This window comes from Streptomyces sp. NPDC091287, assembly GCF_044768525.1.
Taxonomy (GTDB): Bacteria; Actinomycetota; Actinomycetes; order Streptomycetales; family Streptomycetaceae; genus Streptomyces.
The window spans coordinates 102,794-123,162 of record NZ_JBIVUV010000013.1 but is presented as its reverse complement, the minus strand read 5'-3'; the positions used below and the strand labels follow the sequence as shown (position 1 = coordinate 123,162).

Here is a 20,369-nt window from a genome sequence, read left to right as displayed (position 1 = left end):
GCCACCTTCCTTTCGTACCGTGCGTGCGCTGTTTCGACGCTGTTCTACCGGGGGGAACGCAGTTCCCGCCTGAGGATCTTCCCACTCGCCGTCTTCGGCAGCTCGGCCAGGATCTCCACCTCGCGCGGATACTTGTACGCGGCGAGCCGTTCCTCGCAGTAGGCGCTCAGCTCACCGGGGTCCGCCGAGGCCCCCGGACGCAGGCTCACGTACGCCCGGACCGTCTCCCCCCGGTACGCGTCGGGCACGCCCACGACGGCCGCCTCGCGCACCGCCGGGTGGGTGTAGAGGACATCCTCCACCTCGCGCGGCCACACCTTGAACCCGGAGGCGTTGATCATGTCCTTCTTGCGGTCGACGACGTACAGCCAGCCCGCCGCGTCCATGAAGCCGATGTCGCCGGTGCGCAGCTCACCGTCCGGGAAGGCGGCGGCCGTGGCCTCGGGGAGGTTCCAGTAGCCGGAGACGACCTGGGGGCCGCGCACCGCGATCTCGCCCTGCTCCCCGAAGGGGACCTCCCGGCCCGTCTCGTCGAGGATCCGTACGAAGGTGTCGGGGCCCGGCACGCCGACGGAGAGGGTGCCCGAGACCGGGTCCACCGGGGCCTCGCGCTCGGGCGGGACCGAGGCGCAGGGGGCGGTGCACTCGGTGAGTCCGTAGCCGTTGCGGATGTACGGGCCGAAGCCCGCGCGGAACTTCTCCACGAGCGCGGGCGGCAGGGGCGCGCCGCCGGAGGAGATCACCCGGAACGAGGCGAAGTGGTCCGGGGTGACGTCCGGATGCGCGGCCAGCGCCATGAAGGCGGTGGACGGGCCGACGGTGTAGGCGGGCCGGTGGGCGGCGAAGGCCTCCAGGACGACGCCCGCCTCGAAGCGGTAGGCCAGGACGAGGGTGCCCGCGTTGGCGACGCACGCGGCGAACTGGCAGACCATGCCGGTGATGTGGAAGAGCGGGGCGAGCGCGAAGTAGGCGGAGCCCTCGGCGATCGGATGGCCGGTGCGCTGGCGTTCGGCGTTGACCATGATGTTGCCGTGGGCGTTCATCGCGCCCTTGGGGGTGCCGCTCGTCCCGGAGGTGTAGCTGATCAGCGCCGTGTCGGCGGCGGTGAGCTCCCGGCCGGACGGGGCCGGGTTCCCGGCGCGGGCCGCGGTGAGCAGATCGTCCGCGAGGTCGTCCGGGCCGGGGGCCGGGAGCCGTTCGAAGCCGAGGACGCGGGGGTCGTTCACGGTCTGGAGGTCCAGCTCGCAGGCGGTGAGAGCGACGGTGAGATCCGGGGCAGCCGCCGCGGTCTCCCGCAGATACGTCTCCCACGCCCGGTCCGAGCAGATCACCGCGGTGACCCCGGCGTCCGCGAGGACGTGGCCGACCTCGCCCGACTTGTACATCGGGTTGAGGGGGACGACGGTCGCGCCCGCCTTCCAGGCGCCGAGCAGCGCGAGGACGAAGTGCGGGCTGTTCTGGAGCATGATCGCGACCCGGTCGCCGCGGCGCAGCCCCCGGGCGGCGAGGTGCCCGGCCACCGAGTCGGACAGCTCGTCGGTCTCGCGGTAGCTCAGGCGGCCGTCGAAGTAGGCCAGGGCGGGGTGCTCGGGTGCGCGCCCGACCGCGGCGCGGAAGGCGTGCAGCACGGTCGGGGGCGGGGTGACGGGGGCGCGCTGGGCGTCGCTGAGCAGGGCGAGCCACGGCTGGGCCGCGTAGATCGAGCCGCCGGGGGCCGGGGTGGCGGGGGCGGGGGTCGGGTCGTTCATGCGCCGCTCGCCTCCCACTTCTGCTGGAGGCGGTTCATGTTGCCCATCCACCGGTCGGGATCGGCGGCGCGGGCCTGGTAGTAGCCGGCCACCTCGGGGTGCGGCAGGACCAGGAAGCGGTCGGCGTCCATCGCCTCGAACAGCGCGTCGGCGACCGCGTCCGGCTCGATGGCGCCGGGAGCGAGGACCAGCTCGCCGGCCGAACCGGCGGCGGTGAGCATGTCGGTGCGCACGCCCTGCGGGCAGATCGCGTGGACCTTGATCCCGCGATGGCGGTAGGTGAGCGAGAGCCACTCGGCGAAGGCGACCACACCGTGCTTGGTGACGCTGTACGGGGCCGCGCCGATCATCGTCAGCAGCCCGGCGGCCGAGGCGGTGGTGACGAAGCGGCCGCTGCCGCGCTCCAGCCAGTGGGGCAGGAGGGCCCTGGCCGCGCGGACGTGGGCCATCACGTTGACGTCCCAGGCGGCGGCCCAGACCTCCTCGTCGGCGAACGCGTCACCGGGCGAGGCGAGGCCCGCGTTGGCGCAGTAGACGTCCACCGTGCCGTCCAGCGCCTCCCGGGCGGCGTCCACGATGCCCGAGGCGTCCCCGGCGACGGCGAAGCCGCCGATCTCCTTCGCGAGCGGTTCGATCCGGGCGAGGTCGAGGTCGTTGACGACGACCCGCGCGCCCCCGGCGGCGAACCTGCGGGCCAGAGCGGCGCCGATGCCGCCTCCGGCCCCTGTGACCACTACGCCGGCGCCCTGCACCGTAACCATCGTCATCCCGCCCTTCCCATCCGGCTGCACCGGCAGACTAACCGGTCGGTATGTGATCCGGGAAGGGGCGGGAACGGACCGGCCGGAGCCCGGAGCAGGCCCGGGAGGAGGCCGGGAGGAGGCCGGGAGGAGCGAGGCGCCCGACTCGGGGAATCCGGTGCGGTCCAGGTCGTTCCGTGCGGCCCCGGCCCGCGCTAGCGTGCGTGGCCATGACAGTCGGCGCGATCATGGAGGTAGCGGAATGAGCCTGTCCCGACGTGGTGTGCTGGCCGCGGGAGGCGCCGTGGGCGCGCTCGCGGCGACAGTGGCCGGCACCGGTCCCGCCGCGGCGACGGCCGCCCCCGGACGCGGCTCCGGGCACGGGCGCGGCCGGGTGCTCACCGGTTTCGACCGGCTGGCGGCCGACGGCTACCGGTCGCTGCGGGGCCAGAGGGTCGGGATCGTCACCAACCCGACCGGCGTCACGGCCGACGTCCGGCACATCGTCGATGTGATGCACCCGGACGCCCGGGTGGACCTGACCGCCGTCTTCGGCCCCGAGCACGGGTTCCGGGGCACCGCGCAGGCGGGCGGCTCCGAGGGCCGCTACGACGACCCGGCGACCGGGCTGCCGGTCTACGACACGTACCTCAAGAGCGGGCAGCCGCTCGCGGACGTCTTCACCGCCTCGGGCGTGGACACGGTCCTCTTCGACATCCAGGACGCGGGCGCGCGCTTCTACACGTACATCTGGACGCTGTACGACTGCATGGAGGCGGCGGCGCTCGCGGGCAAGCGCCTCGTCGTGCTGGACCGGCCGAACCCGGTGACCGGGCGGGCGGCGCTGGGCCCGGTGCTGGACCCGGCGTTCGCCACGTTCGTCGGCCGCCGGGAGATCGCCCAGGCGCACGGGATGACGGTGGCGGAGCTGGCGCTGTTCTTCAACGCGGAGTTCCTGCACGAGAATCCGGCGCGGCTGGACGTGGTGACGATGTCGGGGTGGCGGCGCTCGGACTTCTTCGACGACACCGGGCTGCCGTGGGTGCCGCCGAGCCCGAACATGCCGACGCCCGAGACGGCGCTCGTCTACTCCGGCACCTGCCTCTTCGAGGGCACCAACCTCTCCGAGGGCCGCGGCACCACGCGCCCCTTCGAACTCCTGGGGGCGGAGGGCGTCGACCACCGCTGGGCGGCCGCCGCGAACGCCCTGGAGCTGCCGGGGGTGGCCTTCCGCGAGGCGTACTTCGCGCCGACCTTCTCCAAGTTCGCGGGGAAGACGGTGGGCGGGGTGCAGGTGCACGTCCAGGACCGGGAGGTCTTCGACCCGGTCCGCACCGGGATCGCCCTGCTGGTGACGGCGAAGCAGACGTGGAGCGGCTTCGCCTGGCGGCCGGACAACTGGATCGACAAGCTCACCGGGAACACCCGCGTCCGCACGATGATCGACGCGGGCGCGGACACCGACACGGTGGTACGGGCGTGGCAGCGGGACCTGTCGGCGTTCCGGGCGAAGCGTCGGAGGTATCTGCGGTACGGAGGGTAGGCCCCCGCGTCCGATCAGGCGGTGAGGTCCAGGTCGCCGAGGTATTCGCCGTCGTCCGTGAGGCCCCGCTTGCGGTAGCCGAGGCGGAGGTAGAACTCCTCGGGGCCGACCTCACCGGGCTTCCAGGTCACGGTCGAGACCGTCCCGCCCCGTCGGCGGATCTCCTCGTTCACCGCCCCCACGGCGAACCGCCCGTAGCCCCGGCCCTGCTCGTCGGCGGCGACGGCGAGCCGCCAGAGGCCGGAGCGGGGCGGGGCGTCCGGCACCCCGGCGTCGAAGTCGAACGGCAGCTCGAAGTACGCCATCACGAAGCCGACTACGCGCTCGCCGTCACAGATCAGCCGGGGCCAGGCCAGGTCGGGCTGGACATAGGCCTCGGCCAGGGACTGGGCGACCGGGGAGACGAACACGCGCTGCTCGGGTGCGACTTCCAGCCGACAGGCGGCGAGCACGTTGTCGGGGGTGACCTTTTCCAGGCGCGGTTGTGCTGCTGTCATGAGCGAACCCAACCGCACGGGACGTGCCGCCGCCATCGGATTTCGGGCGCGCCCGCGAGGCCGGGCGCCCCTCGCACCACCCGTCCGCGCGCCGCTTCGCTCCCGCCCGTGGCACCCCTGCCCACATGGGGAGTCTCGGCCAATGGACGGATTTCATCTTTCGATGGAGCCGAAACGGGCAGGCGTACGTCCATTCCTTGACGTCCAAGGACGAGCGACGGAGGTGGCGGTGTCATGGCCGGTTTCCGGAGTCTTGCGAGACAGGTCCGCGATCCGATGGGGGATCTGGCCCTGCGGCGGTATTCGCTGCGCAAGTGTTTGGAGAGGTTCGCCCCGTACGGGCACCGGGCGACCTGGGACCATCTGTGTGCCCGGCACGGGATCGATCCCGAGGACCGGGCGCCCGATCCGGTGCGCCTGGTGGGCGCGCTGGACGAGCTGGAGGAGGCGCGGGCCGTCTGGCTCGCGTACGAGGCGGGGTTCGCCGAGCGGCGGCGGCGCGAGAAGCACGAGGGGCTGCGGCGGCCCGGGGCGTTCGACGACTGGCACCGCCGCACCTGGGGCGGCCACGGGGTGGCCCGCTGCTCCGACCCGGACATCCATCCCACCGAGCCGCTCGCCGAGGTCCTGCGCCGCCTGATCGCGGCTCTGGGCGCCGGCCCCGGCTCCGCCTGCCCGGTCTGCGCGGACACCGGCATCGAGTGGCGGCAGGAGCGGGGCGAGGCGCCATGGGCGGGCCCGGTGTGCACGGGCTGCGGGATCGTGGTGCCGCAGCCCGCCCTGACCGACCGCACCCTGGCCAGGGCCCGGCTGCCACGGCAGCGGAGGCCGGCCACAAAGGCGGCGTGAGGCCCGCGCCCCGGGAACTACGTATGCCTGGGCGGCTTCCGGCCCTCGGGCATCAGACGGGAACCGGTGATCCGCCCACCGACGATGTCGTCGGGGTTGGACAGCACACAGTTCTCCAGCGAGAGACAGCCGCATCCGATGCAGTCGGTCAGGTGGTCACGCAGGCGGTGCAACTGCCCGATGCGCTCGTCCAGTTCCTTGCGCCAGACCTCGGAGAGGCGGGCCCAGTCCTCGCGGTTCGGCGTGCGCTCCTCGGGCAGTTCGGCGAGCGCCTCCCGGATCGTGACCAGGGGAATACCGACGCGCTGGGCCGCCCGGACGAAGGCGACCCGGCGCAGCGCGTCCCGCGAGTAGCGGCGCTGGTTGCCGCTGGTGCGGCTGCTGCTGATCAGGCCTTTGGCCTCGTAGAAGTGCAGGGCCGAGACGGCCGCGCCACTGCGCGCCGAGAGCTGGCCGACCGAGAGTTCGTGGAGTGTCTGTGGAATCTGGGGCACCCCTCGAATCTACTGCCATGTCGTTGACAGGAACGCGCCGCCCAACGATGCTGAGCAAGCGCTTAGACATCGCGCCTGATGGTGCGCCGAGCCGGAAGGCAGGAACCGGGAACATGGCAGAGCCGAGGATCTTCACGTCCGCGCAGGAGCTGCGGGACGGAGTGGGCGAGCAGCTGGGACACAGCGGCTGGCTGGAGATCGACCAGGAGAGGGTCGACCGGTTCGCCGACGCGACCGGCGACCACCAGTGGATCCACGTGGACCCGGAGCGGGCGAAGGACGGGCCGTTCGGCACGACCATCGCGCACGGCTATCTGACGCTCTCGCTACTGCCGGCGCTGGTGCCGCAGGTGATGCGGGTCGAGGGCATGAAGATGGGCATCAACTACGGGACCAACAAGGTCCGTTTCCCCTCGACCGTTCCGGTCGGCTCGCGGCTGCGGGCGACGGCGGTGCTCCGCGACGTCGAGGAGGTCGGCGGCGGCGTACAGGTCACGGCGGTCGTCACGGTCGAGCGCGAGGGCAGCGAGAAGCCGGCCTGTGTCGCCGAGTCGGTGTCCCGCTACTACTTCTGAAGCCGCCGGCTGCTTCTGGACCCGCCGGCTACTTGTGGGCCTGCCGGGCTCCGACCATCCGCAGGACGAGGCCGGCGTACAGTTCGCCGACCTCGTCGGGGGTGCGGGTGCCCCGGGCGTTGAACCAACGGGCCACGTCGATGCAGAGGGAGAGCACCGCGAGGGCGGTACCGGGGACGTCCGGGACGTCGAACTCACCGTCCCGCACCCCTTCGCCGATGATCCGGCGCACCACCGCGTCGCTCCTGCGCCGCAGCGCGACGATCTCGGTGCGGTGCTCCTCGCCGAGCGCGTCGAGCTCGTACTGCACGACCCGGGCGGTGGTGTGCCGCTCCGCGTGCCAGCGGACGAAGGAGCGGACGGCCCCGGCGAGGCGTTCCGCGGCCGTGCCGTCCCGGTCGGCCTCGGCTTCGAGCACGTACAGCGCCCGCTCGTGGCCGATCTTGCTGATCCGGTGGAGCAGCTCTTCCTTGGTCTTGTAGTGGATGTAGAGCGCGGCCGGGCTCATTCCGGCCCGGCCGGCGATGTCACGGGTGGTGGTCGCGTGGTACCCGCGCTCGGCGAAGGCGTCCACGGCGGCGACGAGGAGCCGCCTGGCCGCCTCGGGAGTGACCTCGCCCCACGGCGCGTCCTCGCCGCTCGTCTCCTCCGCCGCACACATCGCCCAGGGCCCCTCTCCGTCAGCAGGACGAACACCATACCCCGAACCTGAGCAAGCGCTTAGCGGTTGCCCCGACGATCTTGCCGGGTCAGAGCTTCTGGAAGGGGTCGTGCTCGGCGAGGATCTTCTCCAGCCGCGCCTGGTCCACCCGGCTGACGATCTGCCCGGCCTCCTGGCGGTCCCTGATCACCTTGGCGAGCGTGAAGCAGGACGTGACGAGGTAGAGCACGCCGATGGCGAGGAAGCCGCGCACCCAGGCGTCGGCGTCGAGGAAGAAGATACCGAAGGCGACCGCGCCGATCGCCACCATGAAGGAGGCCACGGCCTGCATGTAGAAGGCGGCGGTGCTCTGCTGCTTGACCGATGTCGTGTCACTCATGGGTTCAGCATCCGGCGACGTGGCGCACGCCACATCCGTGCCCGTACTCAGACCCGTACTCAGGCACCCGTACGAACCCGCGAGCCGGTCAGAAGGCGGAGACGCCGGTCAGCGCGCGGCCGATGATCAGCTTCTGGATCTGGCTGGTGCCCTCGTACAGCGTCATCACGCGGGCGTCCCGCAGCAGCTTGCCGACCGGATACTCGTCGATGTAGCCGTAGCCGCCGAAGACCTGGAGGGCGTTGTTGGCGCAGCGGACGGCGGCCTCGGACGCGTACAGCTTGGCCTTGGACGCGGCGGTGGCGAACTCCTGGCCCCGGTCGATCAGGTCGGCGACCCGCCAGGTCAGCAGCCGGGCCGCGTCCACGTCCACGGCGATGTCACTGAGCAGCTCCTGGACGAGCTGATGGCGGGCGATGACCTTGCCGAACTGCTCGCGCTCACCGGCGTAGCGCACAGCCGCGTCCAGGGCGGCCTGCGCGATGCCCACGCAGCCCGCCGCGACGGACATCCGCCCCTTGGCCAGGGCGGACATGGCGATGGAGAAGCCCTTGCCCTCGGGCCCGAGGAGGGAACCGGCCGGTATCCGGACGTCCTGGAGGACCAGCTCGGCGGTGGCCTGGCCGCGCAGGCCGAGCTTGCCGTGGATGGTGCGGCGGGTGAGGCCGGGGGTGTCGGTGGGGACGAGGAAGGCGGAGACACCACGGTGGCCGGGGGCGTCGTTCGTCCGCGCGAAGAGCAGCACGACATCGGCCCAGGTGCCGTTCGTGATGAACATCTTGGTGCCGTTGACGACATAGTCACCGCCGTCGCGCACGGCCCGGGTGGCGAGGTTTCCGGCGTCCGATCCGGTGCCGGGCTCGGTGAGGCCGAAGCAGCCGATCGCCTCGCCGGAGGTGAGCCGGGGCAGCCAGGCCCGCTTCTGCTCCTCGTCGCCCCAGGACGCGACGGTCTTGGCGACAAGACCGAGCGATACGGAGACGATGCCGCGCACCGAGGAGTCGCCGCGCCCCAGCTCCTCGGTGACCAGGCAGTAGGACAGGTGGTCGCCGCCGGAGCCGCCGTACTCCTCGGGGACGGTCAGGCCGAGGAAGCCGAGGTCCCCGAGCTTCTTCACGATCGACCTGTCGACATTCTCGGCGCGGTCCCACGCGACGACATGGGGGGCGACCTCGCGGGCGACGAAGTCCTCGGCCAGCTTCCGGACGGCTTCCTGCTCCTCGCTGAGCGTCAGGTCCATCGTGCCCACCCACTGCCTCTCACGAGCGCCGCTCGGGCGCGCTTAAACGAGCGCCGCTCGGGCGCGCTTTAATTAGCACTGCTAGTTTCTGGTTCGCAGGCCCTACTATGAGCCGCATGGCCCGACCGCGCAAGCCCCTCCTCAGCAGAGACCGCATCGTCGGGGCGGCGAGCGCGCTCGTGGACTCCGAAGGGCTCGACGCCGTCTCCACGCGCCGGCTGGCGGCCGTCCTGGGGGTCAGCGGTCCTTCGCTCTACAACCACTTCCGCAACAAGGAGGAGATCCTCGACGCCGTCGCCGACGCGGTCTCCGTACAGGTCGATCTGTCGATGTTCGAGGAGTCGGACCCGCGCGACTGGCGCGAGGCCCTGCACGACTGGGCGCTCTCCTACCGGGCCGCCCTCACCGCGCACCCGCACATCGTCCCGGTCCTCGCCCGGGGACCCGGGCGGCGCCCGGCGGGGCTGCGGGTCGCCGACGCGGTGTTCGGGGCGATGACCGGCGCGGGCTGGCCGCCCGCCCAGGCGACCCGCATCGGGGCGCTGATGCGCTACTTCATCACCGGCTCGGCGCTGGGCTCCTTCGCCGGGGGCTTCGTCGACGACGAGACCGCCTACGACCCCGCCGACTACCCGCACCTCGGCCAGGCCCACCTGCTGGCCGACCACCGCCGCCAGGTCGACGAAGGGGCCTTCGAGACCGGGCTGCGGGCCCTGCTGGATGGGCTGGCGATCCAGTACGAGCAGTACGCGCGGCCCACGGACAAGCGCCTGGCCGGCCCGTCCGACGCTTGAGGCCCGAGACCAGCGCCTTTCAGCCCGTCCGGCGCTTGAGGACGGAACCGGCGCTCGGGACGGACGGTGCCCTGGCTGCCCGGTCACCGAGGGGTCGCCGACCACAGGGCGCGGCGGCCCGGCCGCCGATTGACGGTCCTCGACAATTGAGTGGGGGTCGGAGCGTTCCGGCTCTACGGTCGTGGCCATGACGACGACCACGACACCCCTTCCGGTCTCCCCGTCGGCCGACCGCTGGCGCGCCACCGCCGCCGCCTGCACCACCGTCGTGCTGTGGGCCTCCGCCTTCGTGTCCATCCGCAGCGCGGGCGAGTCCTACTCCCCCGGCGCGCTCGCCCTCGGGCGGCTGGTGACCGGCGCGCTGGTGCTCGGGGCGATCCTCCTCGTACGGCGGGAGGGGCTGCCCGGGCGCGGTGCCTGGCGCGGAATCATCACGTCCGGCGTGCTGTGGTTCGGGCTGTACATGGTGGCGCTCAACTGGGGCGAGCAGGAGGTCGACGCCGGGACGGCGGCGATGCTGGTGAACATCGGGCCGATCCTGATGGCCCTGATGGGCGCCCGCATGCTCGGCGAGGGGCTGCCGCGCCGCCTGCTGCTGGGAATGGGCATCTCGTTCTCGGGCGCGGTCGTCGTCGGCCTCGCGATGTCCGGGCACGGCAGCTCCTCCGTGCTGGGCGTGGCGCTCTGCCTGCTGGCCGCGGTGGTCTACGCGCTGGGCGTGGTCAGCCAGAAGCCGGCGCTCGCGCACGGCTCCTCGCTGCAGATCAACACTTTCGGCTGCATGATCGGCGCCGTCGCCTGCCTGCCGTTCACCGGGGTGCTGGTCTCCGAGGCGGCCGACGCCCCCATGTCCGCCACGCTGAACATGATCTATCTGGGCGTCTTCCCGACCGCGCTGGCCTTCACCACCTGGGGCTACGCCCTGGCCCGGACCACCGCGGGCCGGATGGGCGCCACCACGTACGCCGTCCCGGCGCTGGTGGTGCTCATGGCGTGGCTGCTGCTGGACGAGGTGCCGACGCTGCTCGGGGTCCTCGGCGGGCTGCTCTGCCTGGTCGGGGTGGCGGTCTCCCGGAGCCGTCAGCAGACTGGGGCCACACGCGGAAATGCGGCCCGGCCGGTGGAGGGATCCCGTCATGACGAGGAGCGCCAAGCGGAACGGACGTAGCGGGACCGGAGGCAAGGCACGGGGCGGGACCGGGGCGGGTGCTGGACCGCTTCGACTACCCCGGCAAGGACCCGGAGGTGGTCGGTAAGCCGGACCCGCTGATCGTGGGCCCGGCCTCCCGGCTGTTCGAGGAGGGCGGGATGGACGCCCGGCTGTTGGGCCCGGTGACCTCGACTTCCCGGACCACGGACTTCTAGGGCGTGTCCTGGAAGACGACCAGCGCCCGGCCGCCCTTGCCCGCGATCATGTTGTCGAAGGCGGCGGGGATGGAGTCCAGGGCGATGTGCTCGGTGACCATCATCGACAGGTCGAAGCGGCCCGCGCGGATGTGGCCGGCGAGGACGGGCAGATCGCGGGCCGGGTCGCTGTTGCCGTAGACGCAGCCCGTCAGGGACCTGCCCCAGTGGAAGATCTCCAGGGCGTTGAAGGTGACTTGCTGGTCCTTGCCGCCGATCCCGACGACCGTGGTGCGCCCGCCGCGCCGGGTGGATTCCCAGGCGGCCCGGATGGTCGCGGGCCGGCCGACGCACTCGACGGCGACGTCCGTGCCCTGGCCGCCGGTCAGCCCCCGGATCTCGCGCGGGGTGGTGGCGGAGGCGATGACGTAGTCGGTGGCTCCCGCCTGCCGGGCCAGCTCCTCCTTGGCCGGGGAGACGTCGACCGCGATGATCCGGGAGGCGCCCGCGATCCGGGCGGCCTGGAGCACGGCGAGGCCGACGCCGCCGATCCCGAAGACGACGACGCTCTCGCCCTCGCGGACCCGGGCGCTGTGGTGGATCGCCCCGTAGCCGGTCAGGACCGCGCAGCCGAGGAGGGCGGCGTCGGTGAGCGGGATGCCGTCGGGGGCGGGGAGCACGCAGTTCGCGGCGACGACGGTCTCCTCCGCGAAGGCCGCGACGTTGAGGCCGGGGTGGAGGTCGGTGCCGTCGGCCGTACGAGCGTGGAGGTTGGCGGTCCCCTTCAGGGCGTCGGCGCAGAGCCAGACCTCGCCGATCCCGCAGTGGAAGCAGGCCCCGCAGGAGGGGGCCCAGTTGAGGACCACGCCGTCGCCGGGGGCCACATGCGTGACGCCCTCGCCGACCTCCAGGACCGTACCGGCGCCCTCGTGGCCGAGGACGGCGGGCACCGGGACGCGCATGGTTCCGTTGGACAGGGACAGGTCGGAGTGGCAGACGCCGGCGGCGGCGAGGGAGACGCGCACCTGGCCGGGGCCGGGCTCCGGCAGGACGATGTCGGTGATCTCCAGCGGAGCTCCGACGGCGGGCAGTACGGCGGCGCGGACCACGAACAGACTCCTTGTACGGAAAGGGTTACGGGGTTCAGAACTGGAGCGACTTGGTCTGGAGGTACTCCGCCAGACCGTGCGGCCCCAGCTCGCGCCCCACCCCCGACTGCTTGTAACCGCCGAACGGGGCCAGCGGGTTGAACCGTCCGCCGTTGATGTCGACCTGCCCGGTGTCCATCCGGCGGGCGAAGGCCACCGCCTCCTCGTCGTCGGCGGCCCACACGGCGCCGGCGAGCCCGTACACGGTGTCGTTGGCGATGCGGAGGGCGTCGTCCACGTCCTCGTACCGCAGGATCGAGATCACCGGGCCGAAGATCTCCTCGCGGGCGATCGTCATGTCCGGGGTGACGTCGGCGAAGACGGTCGGGCTGACGTAGTAGCCGGTCTCCAGGGGCGCGTCCGGGCCGCCCGCGACCAGCCGGGCGCCTTCCTCGACGCCCTTGGCGATGTAACCGCGCACCCGGGCCTGCTGCTTGGCGTTGACGAGCGGACCGACCCGCTCGCCGGCCACGTACTTGGTGACGGCGTTCGCCGCGAGCTCCACGGCCTCCTCGTACCGCTCGGCGTCCACCAGCATCCGGGTCCAGGCGCTGCACGTCTGGCCGGAGTTGGTCATCACGTTGGCGATGCCGACGTTGACCGCCCTGGCGAGGTCCGCGCCGGGCAGGATCACGTTGGCGGACTTGCCGCCCAGCTCCAGGGCGACCCGCTTGACGGCGGCCCCGGCGGTGGCGCCGATCTGCCGGCCCACGGCGGTGGAGCCGGTGAACGAGACCAGGTCGACGTCCTCGTGGGCGGCGAGCGCCTGGCCGGCGACCGGTCCGAGGCCGGTGACGAGGTTGAAGACGCCGGGCGGCAGACCGGCCGCCTCGGTGGCCTCCGCGAAGAGCTGCGCGGTGAGCGGGGTGTCCTCGGCGGGCTTGAGGACGACGGTGCAGCCCGCGGCGAGGGCGGGGGCGACCTTGGCGACGATCTGGTGGAGCGGGTAGTTCCAGGGGGTGATCGCGCCGACCACGCCGACCGGCTCCAGCAGCACGGTGGAGTTGCCGATCCGCTCCTCGAAGGCGTGGCGGGCGGCCAGTTCGGCGTACGAGGCGGCCACCAGCACGGGCACGGCCGCGTGGACCATCTGGGACAGCGGCAGCGGCGAGCCCAGCTCGGCGGTGATGGTCTCGGCCAGCGTGTCCTTGCGGGCCGCCAGCGCGTCGGCCAGCGCGGTGAGCCGGGCGGCGCGCTCGGCGGGCGGGGTCGCGGCCCAGGCGGGGAAGGCGGCGCGCGCGGCGCGCACCGCCGCGTCGACGTCCTCGGCCGTCCCCGCCGGCACATGGGCGATGACCTGCTCGTCGGCCGGGTTCACGACCGCGATCGTGTCCTGGCCGGCGGCGGGCCGCCACGCACCGTCGATGTACATCTGGTCATGGGCCTTCATGGCTGTTTCCTCCCGGACGTGCTGTGCGGAGCCGTGCTGTGCGAAGCACCGAAGCCGTGCGGCGCGGGGCAGCACGTCGCACCCGCCCAAACTAGCGCCGTTAGTTTTCTGACGCCAGAGAGCCTCCGGAGACGCCGGTCACGCCTCAGCTCCGGGGGAGGTCGTCGAACCCGGGGGCGTCCCGGGGCAGGGGGCAGATGCGGCGGCCGTAGTGGTCGAAGACGTACAGGTGGGCCAGGTCCACCAGCAGGGGCACCTGTCCCCCGGTCCGCAGCCGCATGTCGGGGCCGGTGCGCACGACGAGGTCGCCGGAGGGGGTGGCGGGCTGGTCGGGGCCCCGGGTCTCCGCGGGGTCCGGGCCGGGTTCGTCGAGGGTGACGACAGGACCGCTGATACGGCCGCCCGCCCGCCCTCTGAGCCGTTCCAGGACGCCGACCCCGCCTCCCCCGCCGGCCGCGACCCTGCGGCGGCGGGGCATCGCCCGGGGCCGGGCGGATTCGAGGTCCGGGACCACGGCGGGACGCGAACCGGTCCTGAGGTGGACCAGCGCCTCGTGCCCCTGGTATTCGACATGCTCGACGATGCCGCTGAGGGCGACCTCGCCGGGCCGGGCCTGGCTGGGCGGGGCGATCCGGACCGCCTCCGAGCGCAGCCCCACGATGATCCGCCGGCCCTGCTGGATCCGGAGCAACTGGTGGTCGGGGCTGAGGGGTTCGGGCAGGGCGAGCCGCTGTCTGCCGAGGTCGATCGACATCCGGCCCTCCAGCGGGGCGTGCACGACGGCCTGGAGGAGGTTGATGCGCGGGGTGCCGATGAAGGCGGCCACGAACACGTTGTCCGGCAGGGCGTAGACCTCGCGGGGCGGACTGACCTGCTGGAGGACTCCGCCGCGCATCACGGCCACCCGGTCGCCGAGGGACATCGCCTCGGCCTGATCATGCGTGACATAGACCGTGGTGACGCCCAGTTCCCTGGTGAGCAGGGCGATCTCGGCACGCAGATGGCTGCGCAGCTTCGCGTCGAGGTTGGAGAGCGGCTCGTCCATCAGGAACACTGAGGGCCGGCGGGAGATGGCCCGGCCCATCGCGACCCGCTGGCGCTCGCCGCCGGAGAGCTGCGCCGGGTAGCGGTCGAGGACGTGCCCGATCCCGAGCATCCGGGCGGTGGCCTCGACGCGCGCGGTGTTGTCCTCGCGGGGGTTCTCCAGTTTCAGCGGGAAGCCGATGTTGGCCCGGTTGGTCATGCTCGGGTAGAGCGCGAAGTTCTGGAACACCATGGCCATGCCGCGTTCGCGCGGCGGGGTGTGGTTGGCGTACTCCCCGTCGAGGAGCAGCTCGCCCTCGGTGATCTCCTCCAGGCCCGCGATCATGCGCAGCACGGTGGACTTGCCGCAGCCGGAGGGCCCGAGCAGCACGACGAACTCGCCCGGGTCGATGGAGAGCGTGAACCGGTCGACGGCCCGCCGGTCCCGGCCGTAGTTCTTGCTGACTTGGTGCAGGGAGATCGCGCGCGTCATGAGGGTCCGCCCGGAGGAAGTGGTGGCATCGCGGTGGGGAGCGGCTGTGTGGAAGCTAGCCCACCGGGCGGGGTGTGGGAATGACTCGCGCGAAGGTTGGGGCATACGGGTCCGGTGGGGCCGGTCAGCCGGGGTTCTCGGCCCCGTTCCGTGCGGTCGGCGGTACGGGGCCGCTGCCCGCCGGTGTGCCCCGCGTGTCCTGCGGTACGGCCGTGGGCACCGTGTCCGGCGCGGCGAGGGCGGACTCCGTGGCCGGGGGTTTCGGTGCCGGCCCCGGGTCCAGGAGTTCCGGTGCCGGCTCCGGGTCCAGGAGTTCCGGTGCGGGCCCCGGGTCCAGGAGCTCCGGTGCCGGCTCCGGGCGCCCGTCACCGCGCAGGCCGAGTCCCGCCGCGCCGATCAGACCCACGCCGAGCAGCACGAACGGGGCGGCCACTCCCACCGCGCCCGCGATCAGCCCCGCCGCGGCGGGGGCGGCGACCTGGCCGAGCCGGTTGCCGGTCAGCCGGAGGGCGAGCGCGGTGGACCGGGCCCGGTCGGGGGCGGCCCGGACCACGGTGGTCATGGACAGCGGCTGGCCGACGCCGAGGCAGAAGCCGAGCACGGCGAGCATGACGGCGAGGACCGGGACGGACACGGGGAGGGCGACGCCCGCGCAGAGGAGCCCGGCGAGCAGGCAGCTGGTGGTCAGCAGGGCCCTGCGGCCCAGCAGCCCCAGCAGCGGCGACATGACCAGTCGGCAGGCGATCGTGGCGGCGGCCCGCAGGCTCAGCAGCAGTCCGACGGTGGCCGGCGCGATGGAGCGGTGCTCGCCGACGACCGGCAGATAGGCGGTGAGGATGTCGGTGGCGGACAGCACCGCCATGCTGATGAAGATGCCCGCGGGGACGCCGCGCGTGCCCAGGATCGCGCGGACCGGGACCTTGTCGCCGGGCCCGCCCCCGGGGCCGGTGGCCCGGCGGTGCTCGATGCGCCAGAGCGAGGTGAGGGCGACGGCGGCGACCGCGGCCGATACGAGGAGGGCGAGCGCGCTCGTACGGCCCAGGGTCCCGCCCTGCCCGGAGATGAGCGCGCCCGCGGCGACCGGGCCGATGAGCTGGCCGAGCGAGGCCCCGATGGTGAAGTGCCCGAAGTCGCGGTCCTGTTCGTCGGGCGCGGACTGCCGGGCCACGATCGACTGCGCGCCGATCACGAAGCACAGGTGGCCGAGGCCCATCACCCCGCTCCAGGCGGCCATCGCGGGCAGCGAGGAGACGATGCCGCTGAGCGCGCAGCCGCCGGAGATCAGGAGCACCCCGAGCGGCAGCAGGGGCGCGCAGCGGCCGTGGTCGGTGCGGCGGCCGAGGGGCACGGCGACGAACAGCGGGAGCAGGGCGTAGACCCCGGCGATGACGCCGACGGCCGTCTCGTCCGCGCCCAGCGCGAGGGCCCGGTAGGAGACGGCGGGCCGCGCCATCGACACCGCCCCCTGCGCGAAGGCGAAGGCGATGACGAGGCGCAGCAGCCAGCCCCTGCCGGGCCCGGTCCGCGGTGTGCGTGTCATCACATGATGCCGAAGAGGATGCCCGCCGCGAGCACCACGAGCGAGGTGAGGACGGCCCACTTGACGGTGAAGCGGGTGTGGTCGCCGAACTCGACCTTCGCCATGCCGACGAGGACGTACACGGCGGGCACGAGCGGCGAGGACATGTGCAGGGCCTGGCCGGCCAGGGAGGCGCGCGCGATCTCCAGCGGCGAGACCCCGTGGGCCGCGCCGGCCTCGGCGAGGACGGGGAGGACGCCGAAGTAGAAGCCGTCGTTGGACATGAAGTAGGTGAGCGGCAGGCTGAGCAGGCCGGTGACGATGGCCATGTGCGGGCCCATCGCGTCGGGGACCGCGCCGACGACCCAGTCGGCCATGTTCTCGACCATGCCGGTGCCGGTGAGGACTCCGGTGAAGACGGCGGCGGCGAAGACCATGCCGGAGACGTTGAGGACGTTGTCGGCGTGCGCGGCGATCCGGGCCCGCTGGTCGGGCATGTGGGGGAAGTTGACGGTGAGCGCGAGGGCCGCGCCGAGCAGGAAGAGCACCGGGATCGGCATCAGTTCCATGATCATCGCCGTCAGCAGGGCGGCGGTGAGTCCGGCGTTGAACCAGTAGAGCTTCGGGCGGAGCGTGGACCGGTTCGGGTCGAGGCCCTGGAACTCGTCGTCGTCCCCGCCCGCGGGGTCGGCCGCGGCGTCGGCGTCGGTGCCGGCCCCCGTAGCCGTACCGCCCGCGGAGGCGGAGGCGCCCTTGCGGAGGCGGTCCTCGCCGCCGGCGCCGGCCGCGCCGGCGGACACGGTCTCCGGCTCCGGCTCCCGGGCGAGCGCCTCGTCGAGCGTGAGCATGCCCAGGCGCTTGCGCTCCCGGAGGCCGAGCACGTACGCCAGCACGAACACCGCGAGCAGCCCCATGGCCAGCGCCGGGATCATCGGCACGAAGATCTCGGATGCGTCCAGCTTGAGGGCGGTGGCGGCACGGGCGGTGGGGCCGCCCCAGGGGAGGGTGTTCATGACGCCGTTGGCGGTGGCCGCGACGCCGGTCATGACGACCAGGCTCATCTTCAGGCGCTTGTAGAGGGGATACATCGCCGAGACGGTGATCATGAAGGTGGTGGAGCCGTCGCCGTCCAGCGAGACGATCGCGGCGAGCACCGCCGTACCGACGACGATGCGCATCGGGTCGGCCTGGCAGAACTTCAGGATGCCCCGGACGATCGGGTCGAACAGGCCGACGTCGATCATCACGCCGAAGTAGACGATGGCGAACATCAGCATGGCCGCGGTGGGCGCGAGGTTGCCGACGCCTTCGATGACGTAGTCGCCGAGCTGCGCTCCCTGTCCGACGGCGACACAGAACAGTGCGGGGATCAGTACCAGCGCCGCGATCGGCGACATCTTCTTCGTCATGATCAGGACCAGGAAGGTCGCGATCATGGCGAAGCCGAGGATTGTCAGCATGGGGGATACCTAACGTTCATCCTTGAACTCCCACCGGTCTCGGCGGTCCGGATGACGTTAGGGGCGCTCTCGCGGCGTTAACAAGATGTTGACGTGTGAGCAATACGAGCAAAACCCCAGGTCAACACGGTGATGTTAGAGAGCGGGGGTCACGGAGACCGGAATGGCGTTCAGTACGGCGGTGCCGGACAGCGGGTCCAGGAGCGTGCCGTCGAGCAGTTGGTTCACGTTCGCGCCCGGGTGGGCGGCGGCGACGGTCATACGGGTGCCGGGGCGGCTGTGGCCCCACCCGTGCGGCAGGCTCACCACCCCGCTGCGCACGGTGTCGGTGATCTCGGCGGGCGCCTCGATCCGGCCGCCCGACGACTCGATCCGGGCGGTGGCCCCGTCCACGAGTCCGAGGCGGGCCGCGTCGTCGGGGTGGATCTGGAGGGTGCAGACGTTGGACCCGCCGGTGAGCGAGCCGACGTTGTGCATCCAGCTGTTGTTGGAGCGCAGATGGCGGCGGCCGACGAGGACGAGCGGGGCCGGCCGGTCGCCCAGCGCCCGGCGCAGGCGCGGCAGATCGGCGGCGATCGGCTCCGGGAGCAGTTCGATGCGGCCGGAGCGGGTGCGCAGGATCTCCGGGACGCGGGGTTTCAGCGGGCCGAGGTCGATGCCGTGCGGGTGGGCGAGGAGCCGCTCCAGCGTCAGCCCGTACGGGCCGAGGCGCAGCATCAGGTCCAGTCGCCGTTCGGGGCCGTTCTCGCCGGTGAGGCCGGCGGACAGCTCCTTCGGGGCTCCGGCGCGGGTGAGGGCGGTTTTGACGGCCAGGTCGTCGACGGCGGAGGGCGGCGCGCCGTGCGTGCCGCTCACCGCGAGGACGAGTCGGGCGTGGATCTCGCTCTCGTCCATCCGCCCGTCCTCCAGGGGCACGGCGGCGCGGGTGTAGCGGACCTGGTTGTGCACGGCGAAGCCGTTGAACGCGAAGTCGAAGTGGGCGCTCTGCGAGGGCGGCGGCGGCGGCAGGACGACGTCGGCGTGCCGGGAGGTCTCGTTGAGATACGGATCGACGCTGACCATGAAGTCGAGGCCGTCGGCGAGGGCCGCGTCGAGGCGGTCGCCGTCGGGCGCGGAGAGTACGGGGTTGGCCGCGATGACCAGCAGGGCGCGGATACGGTCCTCGCCCGGGGTGTCGATCTCCTCGGCGAGGGCGGCGATGGGCAGTTCGCCCTTGGCCTCGGGGTGCCCGGAGACCCGGCTCGCCCAGCGGCCGAGCGCGAAGCCCTTGCCCGGGGCGGCGGGCCGTGGGGCGCGGGCGGTCGCGGAGAGCGGGAACAGCGCGCCGCCCGGCCGGTCGAGGTTGCCGGTGAGGATGTTGAGGACGTCCACCAGCCAGCTGGCGAGGGTGCCGTGCTCGACGGTGCAGCTGCCGATGCGCCCGTAGACGGCGGCGGTGGGGGAGGCGGCGAGTTCGCGGGCGATGGCGGTGATGGTGTCCGCGTCCACGTCGCAGGCGGCGGCGACGGCGTCCGGGGTGAAGTCCACGAGGGCGGCGGCCAGTTCGTCGAGCCCTTCCAGGTGGCCGGCGAGCGGACCGGGGTCGGCGAGCTTCTCGTCGATGAGCGTGTGCGCGAGCGCGGCCAGCAGCAGGGCGTCCGCGCCGGGCCGGATCGCGACGTGCCGGTCGGCGAGACGGGCGGTGCGGGTGAGGCGCGGGTCGATGACGGTGAGGGTGCCGCCGCGCCGGCGCAGGGCCTTGAGCCGGCCGGGGAAGTCCGGGGCGGTGCAGAGGCTGCCGTTGGACTCCAGCGGGTTGGCGCCGATCAGGAGGAGGTGGTCGGTGCGGTCGAGGTCCGGTACGGGGATGGCGTGCGCGTCACCGAAGAGCAGGCCGCTGGAGACGTGCTTGGGCATCTGGTCCAGGGTGCTCGCGGTGAACACGTTGCGGGTGCGCAGGGCCCCGAGCAGCAGGGGCGGGTAGAGGGAGCCCGCCATCGTGTGCACGTTGGGGTTGCCGAGGACCACGCCGACCGCGTTCGGCCCGTGGGTCTCCGTCAGCTCCGGTATCCGTGCGGCGATCAGGTCGAACGCCTCGCTCCAGGCGGCCTCGCGCAGCTCCCCGTCGTCGCCGCGCACGAGGGGGACGCGCAGCCGGTCGGGGTCGGCGTCGAGCCCCCCGAAGGAGGCCCCCTTGGGGCAGATGAACCCCCGGCTGAAGATGTCGTCGCGGTCTCCGCGGGCACCGGTGACGGTGGTTCCCTCGATGGTCAGGGTGAGGCCGCAGGTGGCCTCGCAGAGGGGGCAGATACGCGGTGCGGTGCGGGTGTCGTGGGACATGGGCCCTCCCCGGGGCGGCGGCGGTGACAGGACGACGTCGGCGGCATGGGCCGGGCGGGCGTGGGAGCCCCGGCACGGGCGAGCATACCGACCGGTACGCACGGTGGGGAGGTGTTGCGCGGAGGAGAAGGCGGGCGGACCCCGCCAGGAGCG

18 protein-coding genes and 1 pseudogene are annotated in these 20,369 nt (G+C 72.8%); 6 read left to right on the top strand and 13 right to left on the bottom strand.

Annotated elements, in window-relative coordinates; genetic code table 11:
* Window positions 1–44: 44 nt before the first annotated feature.
* The gene (locus ACIQRW_RS22790; protein ID WP_403763256.1) at window positions 45–1,748 is read right to left on the bottom strand and encodes an AMP-binding protein; all 1,704 of its coding nucleotides are present in this window, start codon (window positions 1,746–1,748) and stop codon (window positions 45–47) included.
* Complete coding sequence (locus tag ACIQRW_RS22785) at window positions 1,745–2,515, bottom strand: SDR family oxidoreductase (RefSeq protein WP_403763253.1); 771 nt, start codon at window positions 2,513–2,515, stop codon at window positions 1,745–1,747. The genes ACIQRW_RS22790 and ACIQRW_RS22785 overlap by 4 nt, the downstream gene beginning before the upstream one ends.
* A 235-nt stretch (window positions 2,516–2,750) precedes the next feature.
* Between ACIQRW_RS22785 and ACIQRW_RS22780 the strand changes: the two genes are divergently transcribed.
* On the top strand, window positions 2,751–4,031 hold the full coding sequence (locus ACIQRW_RS22780) for an exo-beta-N-acetylmuramidase NamZ domain-containing protein (protein ID WP_403763250.1): 1,281 nt from the start codon (window positions 2,751–2,753) through the stop codon (window positions 4,029–4,031).
* A gap of 14 nt (window positions 4,032–4,045) precedes the next feature.
* On the opposite strand, the gene ACIQRW_RS22775 is transcribed toward ACIQRW_RS22780, so the two are convergent.
* On the bottom strand, window positions 4,046–4,528 hold the full coding sequence (locus tag ACIQRW_RS22775) for a GNAT family N-acetyltransferase (protein WP_403763248.1): 483 nt from the start codon (window positions 4,526–4,528) through the stop codon (window positions 4,046–4,048).
* 234 nt (window positions 4,529–4,762) lie between these two features.
* On the opposite strand from ACIQRW_RS22775, the gene ACIQRW_RS22770 reads away from it, so the two are divergent.
* Window positions 4,763–5,377 carry a hypothetical protein gene (locus ACIQRW_RS22770; protein WP_403763245.1) on the top strand — a complete coding sequence of 205 codons (615 nt, stop codon included), beginning with the start codon at window positions 4,763–4,765 and terminating at the stop codon, window positions 5,375–5,377.
* A 17-nt stretch (window positions 5,378–5,394) separates the two neighbouring features.
* Here ACIQRW_RS22770 and soxR read toward each other — a convergent pair whose 3' ends face one another.
* Window positions 5,395–5,871 carry a redox-sensitive transcriptional activator SoxR gene (gene soxR / locus ACIQRW_RS22765; RefSeq protein WP_403763242.1) on the bottom strand — a complete coding sequence of 159 codons (477 nt, stop codon included), beginning with the start codon at window positions 5,869–5,871 and terminating at the stop codon, window positions 5,395–5,397.
* Between the two features lie 113 nt (window positions 5,872–5,984).
* Here soxR and ACIQRW_RS22760 point away from each other — a divergent pair, with 113 nt between their 5' ends.
* A complete protein-coding gene (locus ACIQRW_RS22760) occupies window positions 5,985–6,446 on the top strand; it encodes a MaoC family dehydratase (protein ID WP_403763239.1) in 462 nt (153 codons plus the stop codon).
* Between the two features lie 28 nt (window positions 6,447–6,474).
* Here ACIQRW_RS22760 and ACIQRW_RS22755 read toward each other — a convergent pair whose 3' ends face one another.
* From ACIQRW_RS22755 to ACIQRW_RS22745, 3 genes are all read right to left on the bottom strand, one after another.
* Window positions 6,475–7,107, bottom strand: a complete 633-nt coding sequence (locus ACIQRW_RS22755; RefSeq protein WP_403763236.1) for a TetR/AcrR family transcriptional regulator — start codon at window positions 7,105–7,107, stop codon at window positions 6,475–6,477.
* An 88-nt stretch (window positions 7,108–7,195) separates the two neighbouring features.
* Window positions 7,196–7,486, bottom strand: a complete 291-nt coding sequence (locus ACIQRW_RS22750) for a YiaA/YiaB family inner membrane protein (protein ID WP_018959586.1) — start codon at window positions 7,484–7,486, stop codon at window positions 7,196–7,198.
* An 88-nt stretch (window positions 7,487–7,574) separates the two neighbouring features.
* A complete protein-coding gene (locus ACIQRW_RS22745; RefSeq protein ID WP_403763233.1) occupies window positions 7,575–8,726 on the bottom strand; it encodes an acyl-CoA dehydrogenase family protein in 1,152 nt (383 codons plus the stop codon).
* A 116-nt stretch (window positions 8,727–8,842) separates the two neighbouring features.
* Here ACIQRW_RS22745 and ACIQRW_RS22740 point away from each other — a divergent pair, with 116 nt between their 5' ends.
* The 3 genes and pseudogenes from ACIQRW_RS22740 to ACIQRW_RS22730 all read left to right on the top strand — a co-directional run.
* Window positions 8,843–9,520, top strand: coding sequence for a TetR/AcrR family transcriptional regulator (locus ACIQRW_RS22740; RefSeq protein ID WP_403763230.1), 678 nt, complete (start codon window positions 8,843–8,845; stop codon window positions 9,518–9,520).
* Between the two features lie 187 nt (window positions 9,521–9,707).
* Entirely contained in the window at window positions 9,708–10,688 is a 981-nt protein-coding gene (locus ACIQRW_RS22735) for a DMT family transporter (RefSeq protein WP_403763227.1), read from the top strand.
* Window positions 10,689–10,726: 38 nt separating this feature from the next.
* Window positions 10,727–10,885 (top strand): annotated as a pseudogene (locus ACIQRW_RS22730) (polyphosphate kinase 2); the annotation flags it as partial.
* Here ACIQRW_RS22730 and ACIQRW_RS22725 read toward each other — a convergent pair.
* The 6 genes from ACIQRW_RS22725 to ACIQRW_RS22700 form a co-directional block, all read right to left on the bottom strand.
* Window positions 10,882–11,973 carry a Zn-dependent alcohol dehydrogenase gene (locus tag ACIQRW_RS22725; protein ID WP_403763224.1) on the bottom strand — a complete coding sequence of 364 codons (1,092 nt, stop codon included), beginning with the start codon at window positions 11,971–11,973 and terminating at the stop codon, window positions 10,882–10,884. The pseudogene ACIQRW_RS22730 and the gene ACIQRW_RS22725 overlap by 4 nt on opposite strands.
* Before the next feature lie 34 nt (window positions 11,974–12,007).
* On the bottom strand, window positions 12,008–13,402 hold the full coding sequence (locus tag ACIQRW_RS22720) for an aldehyde dehydrogenase family protein (protein ID WP_403763221.1): 1,395 nt from the start codon (window positions 13,400–13,402) through the stop codon (window positions 12,008–12,010).
* Between the two features lie 145 nt (window positions 13,403–13,547).
* Window positions 13,548–14,918: an ABC transporter ATP-binding protein gene (locus ACIQRW_RS22715; protein WP_403763218.1), complete on the bottom strand. Its 1,371-nt coding sequence runs from the start codon at window positions 14,916–14,918 to the stop codon at window positions 13,548–13,550.
* A 124-nt stretch (window positions 14,919–15,042) separates the two neighbouring features.
* Window positions 15,043–16,458, bottom strand: a complete 1,416-nt coding sequence (locus tag ACIQRW_RS22710) for an MFS transporter (protein WP_403763215.1) — start codon at window positions 16,456–16,458, stop codon at window positions 15,043–15,045.
* A complete protein-coding gene (locus tag ACIQRW_RS22705; protein WP_403763212.1) occupies window positions 16,458–17,897 on the bottom strand; it encodes a CitMHS family transporter in 1,440 nt (479 codons plus the stop codon). The genes ACIQRW_RS22710 and ACIQRW_RS22705 overlap by 1 nt, the downstream gene beginning before the upstream one ends.
* Window positions 17,898–18,032: 135 nt before the next feature.
* Window positions 18,033–20,216, bottom strand: coding sequence for a molybdopterin-dependent oxidoreductase (locus ACIQRW_RS22700; RefSeq protein ID WP_403763210.1), 2,184 nt, complete (start codon window positions 20,214–20,216; stop codon window positions 18,033–18,035).
* Between the last annotated feature and the right edge of the window lie 153 nt (window positions 20,217–20,369).

Coding starts and splice junctions, on each gene's coding strand:
- ACIQRW_RS22720 (WP_403763221.1), bottom strand. CDS start 13,402: ATGAAGGCCCATGACCAGATGTACATCGACGGTGCGTGGCGGCCCGCC.
- ACIQRW_RS22760 (WP_403763239.1), top strand. CDS start 5,985: ATGGCAGAGCCGAGGATCTTCACGTCCGCGCAGGAGCTGCGGGACGGA.
- ACIQRW_RS22780 (WP_403763250.1), top strand. CDS start 2,751: ATGAGCCTGTCCCGACGTGGTGTGCTGGCCGCGGGAGGCGCCGTGGGC.
- ACIQRW_RS22750 (WP_018959586.1), bottom strand. CDS start 7,486: ATGAGTGACACGACATCGGTCAAGCAGCAGAGCACCGCCGCCTTCTAC.
- ACIQRW_RS22705 (WP_403763212.1), bottom strand. CDS start 17,897: ATGCTGACAATCCTCGGCTTCGCCATGATCGCGACCTTCCTGGTCCTG.
- ACIQRW_RS22740 (WP_403763230.1), top strand. CDS start 8,843: ATGGCCCGACCGCGCAAGCCCCTCCTCAGCAGAGACCGCATCGTCGGG.
- ACIQRW_RS22700 (WP_403763210.1), bottom strand. CDS start 20,216: ATGTCCCACGACACCCGCACCGCACCGCGTATCTGCCCCCTCTGCGAG.
- ACIQRW_RS22770 (WP_403763245.1), top strand. CDS start 4,763: ATGGCCGGTTTCCGGAGTCTTGCGAGACAGGTCCGCGATCCGATGGGG.
- ACIQRW_RS22715 (WP_403763218.1), bottom strand. CDS start 14,918: ATGACGCGCGCGATCTCCCTGCACCAAGTCAGCAAGAACTACGGCCGG.
- ACIQRW_RS22775 (WP_403763248.1), bottom strand. CDS start 4,528: ATGACAGCAGCACAACCGCGCCTGGAAAAGGTCACCCCCGACAACGTG.
- ACIQRW_RS22745 (WP_403763233.1), bottom strand. CDS start 8,726: ATGGACCTGACGCTCAGCGAGGAGCAGGAAGCCGTCCGGAAGCTGGCC.
- ACIQRW_RS22710 (WP_403763215.1), bottom strand. CDS start 16,458: ATGACACGCACACCGCGGACCGGGCCCGGCAGGGGCTGGCTGCTGCGC.
- ACIQRW_RS22785 (WP_403763253.1), bottom strand. CDS start 2,515: ATGACGATGGTTACGGTGCAGGGCGCCGGCGTAGTGGTCACAGGGGCC.
- ACIQRW_RS22790 (WP_403763256.1), bottom strand. CDS start 1,748: ATGAACGACCCGACCCCCGCCCCCGCCACCCCGGCCCCCGGCGGCTCG.
- ACIQRW_RS22755 (WP_403763236.1), bottom strand. CDS start 7,107: ATGTGTGCGGCGGAGGAGACGAGCGGCGAGGACGCGCCGTGGGGCGAG.
- ACIQRW_RS22735 (WP_403763227.1), top strand. CDS start 9,708: ATGACGACGACCACGACACCCCTTCCGGTCTCCCCGTCGGCCGACCGC.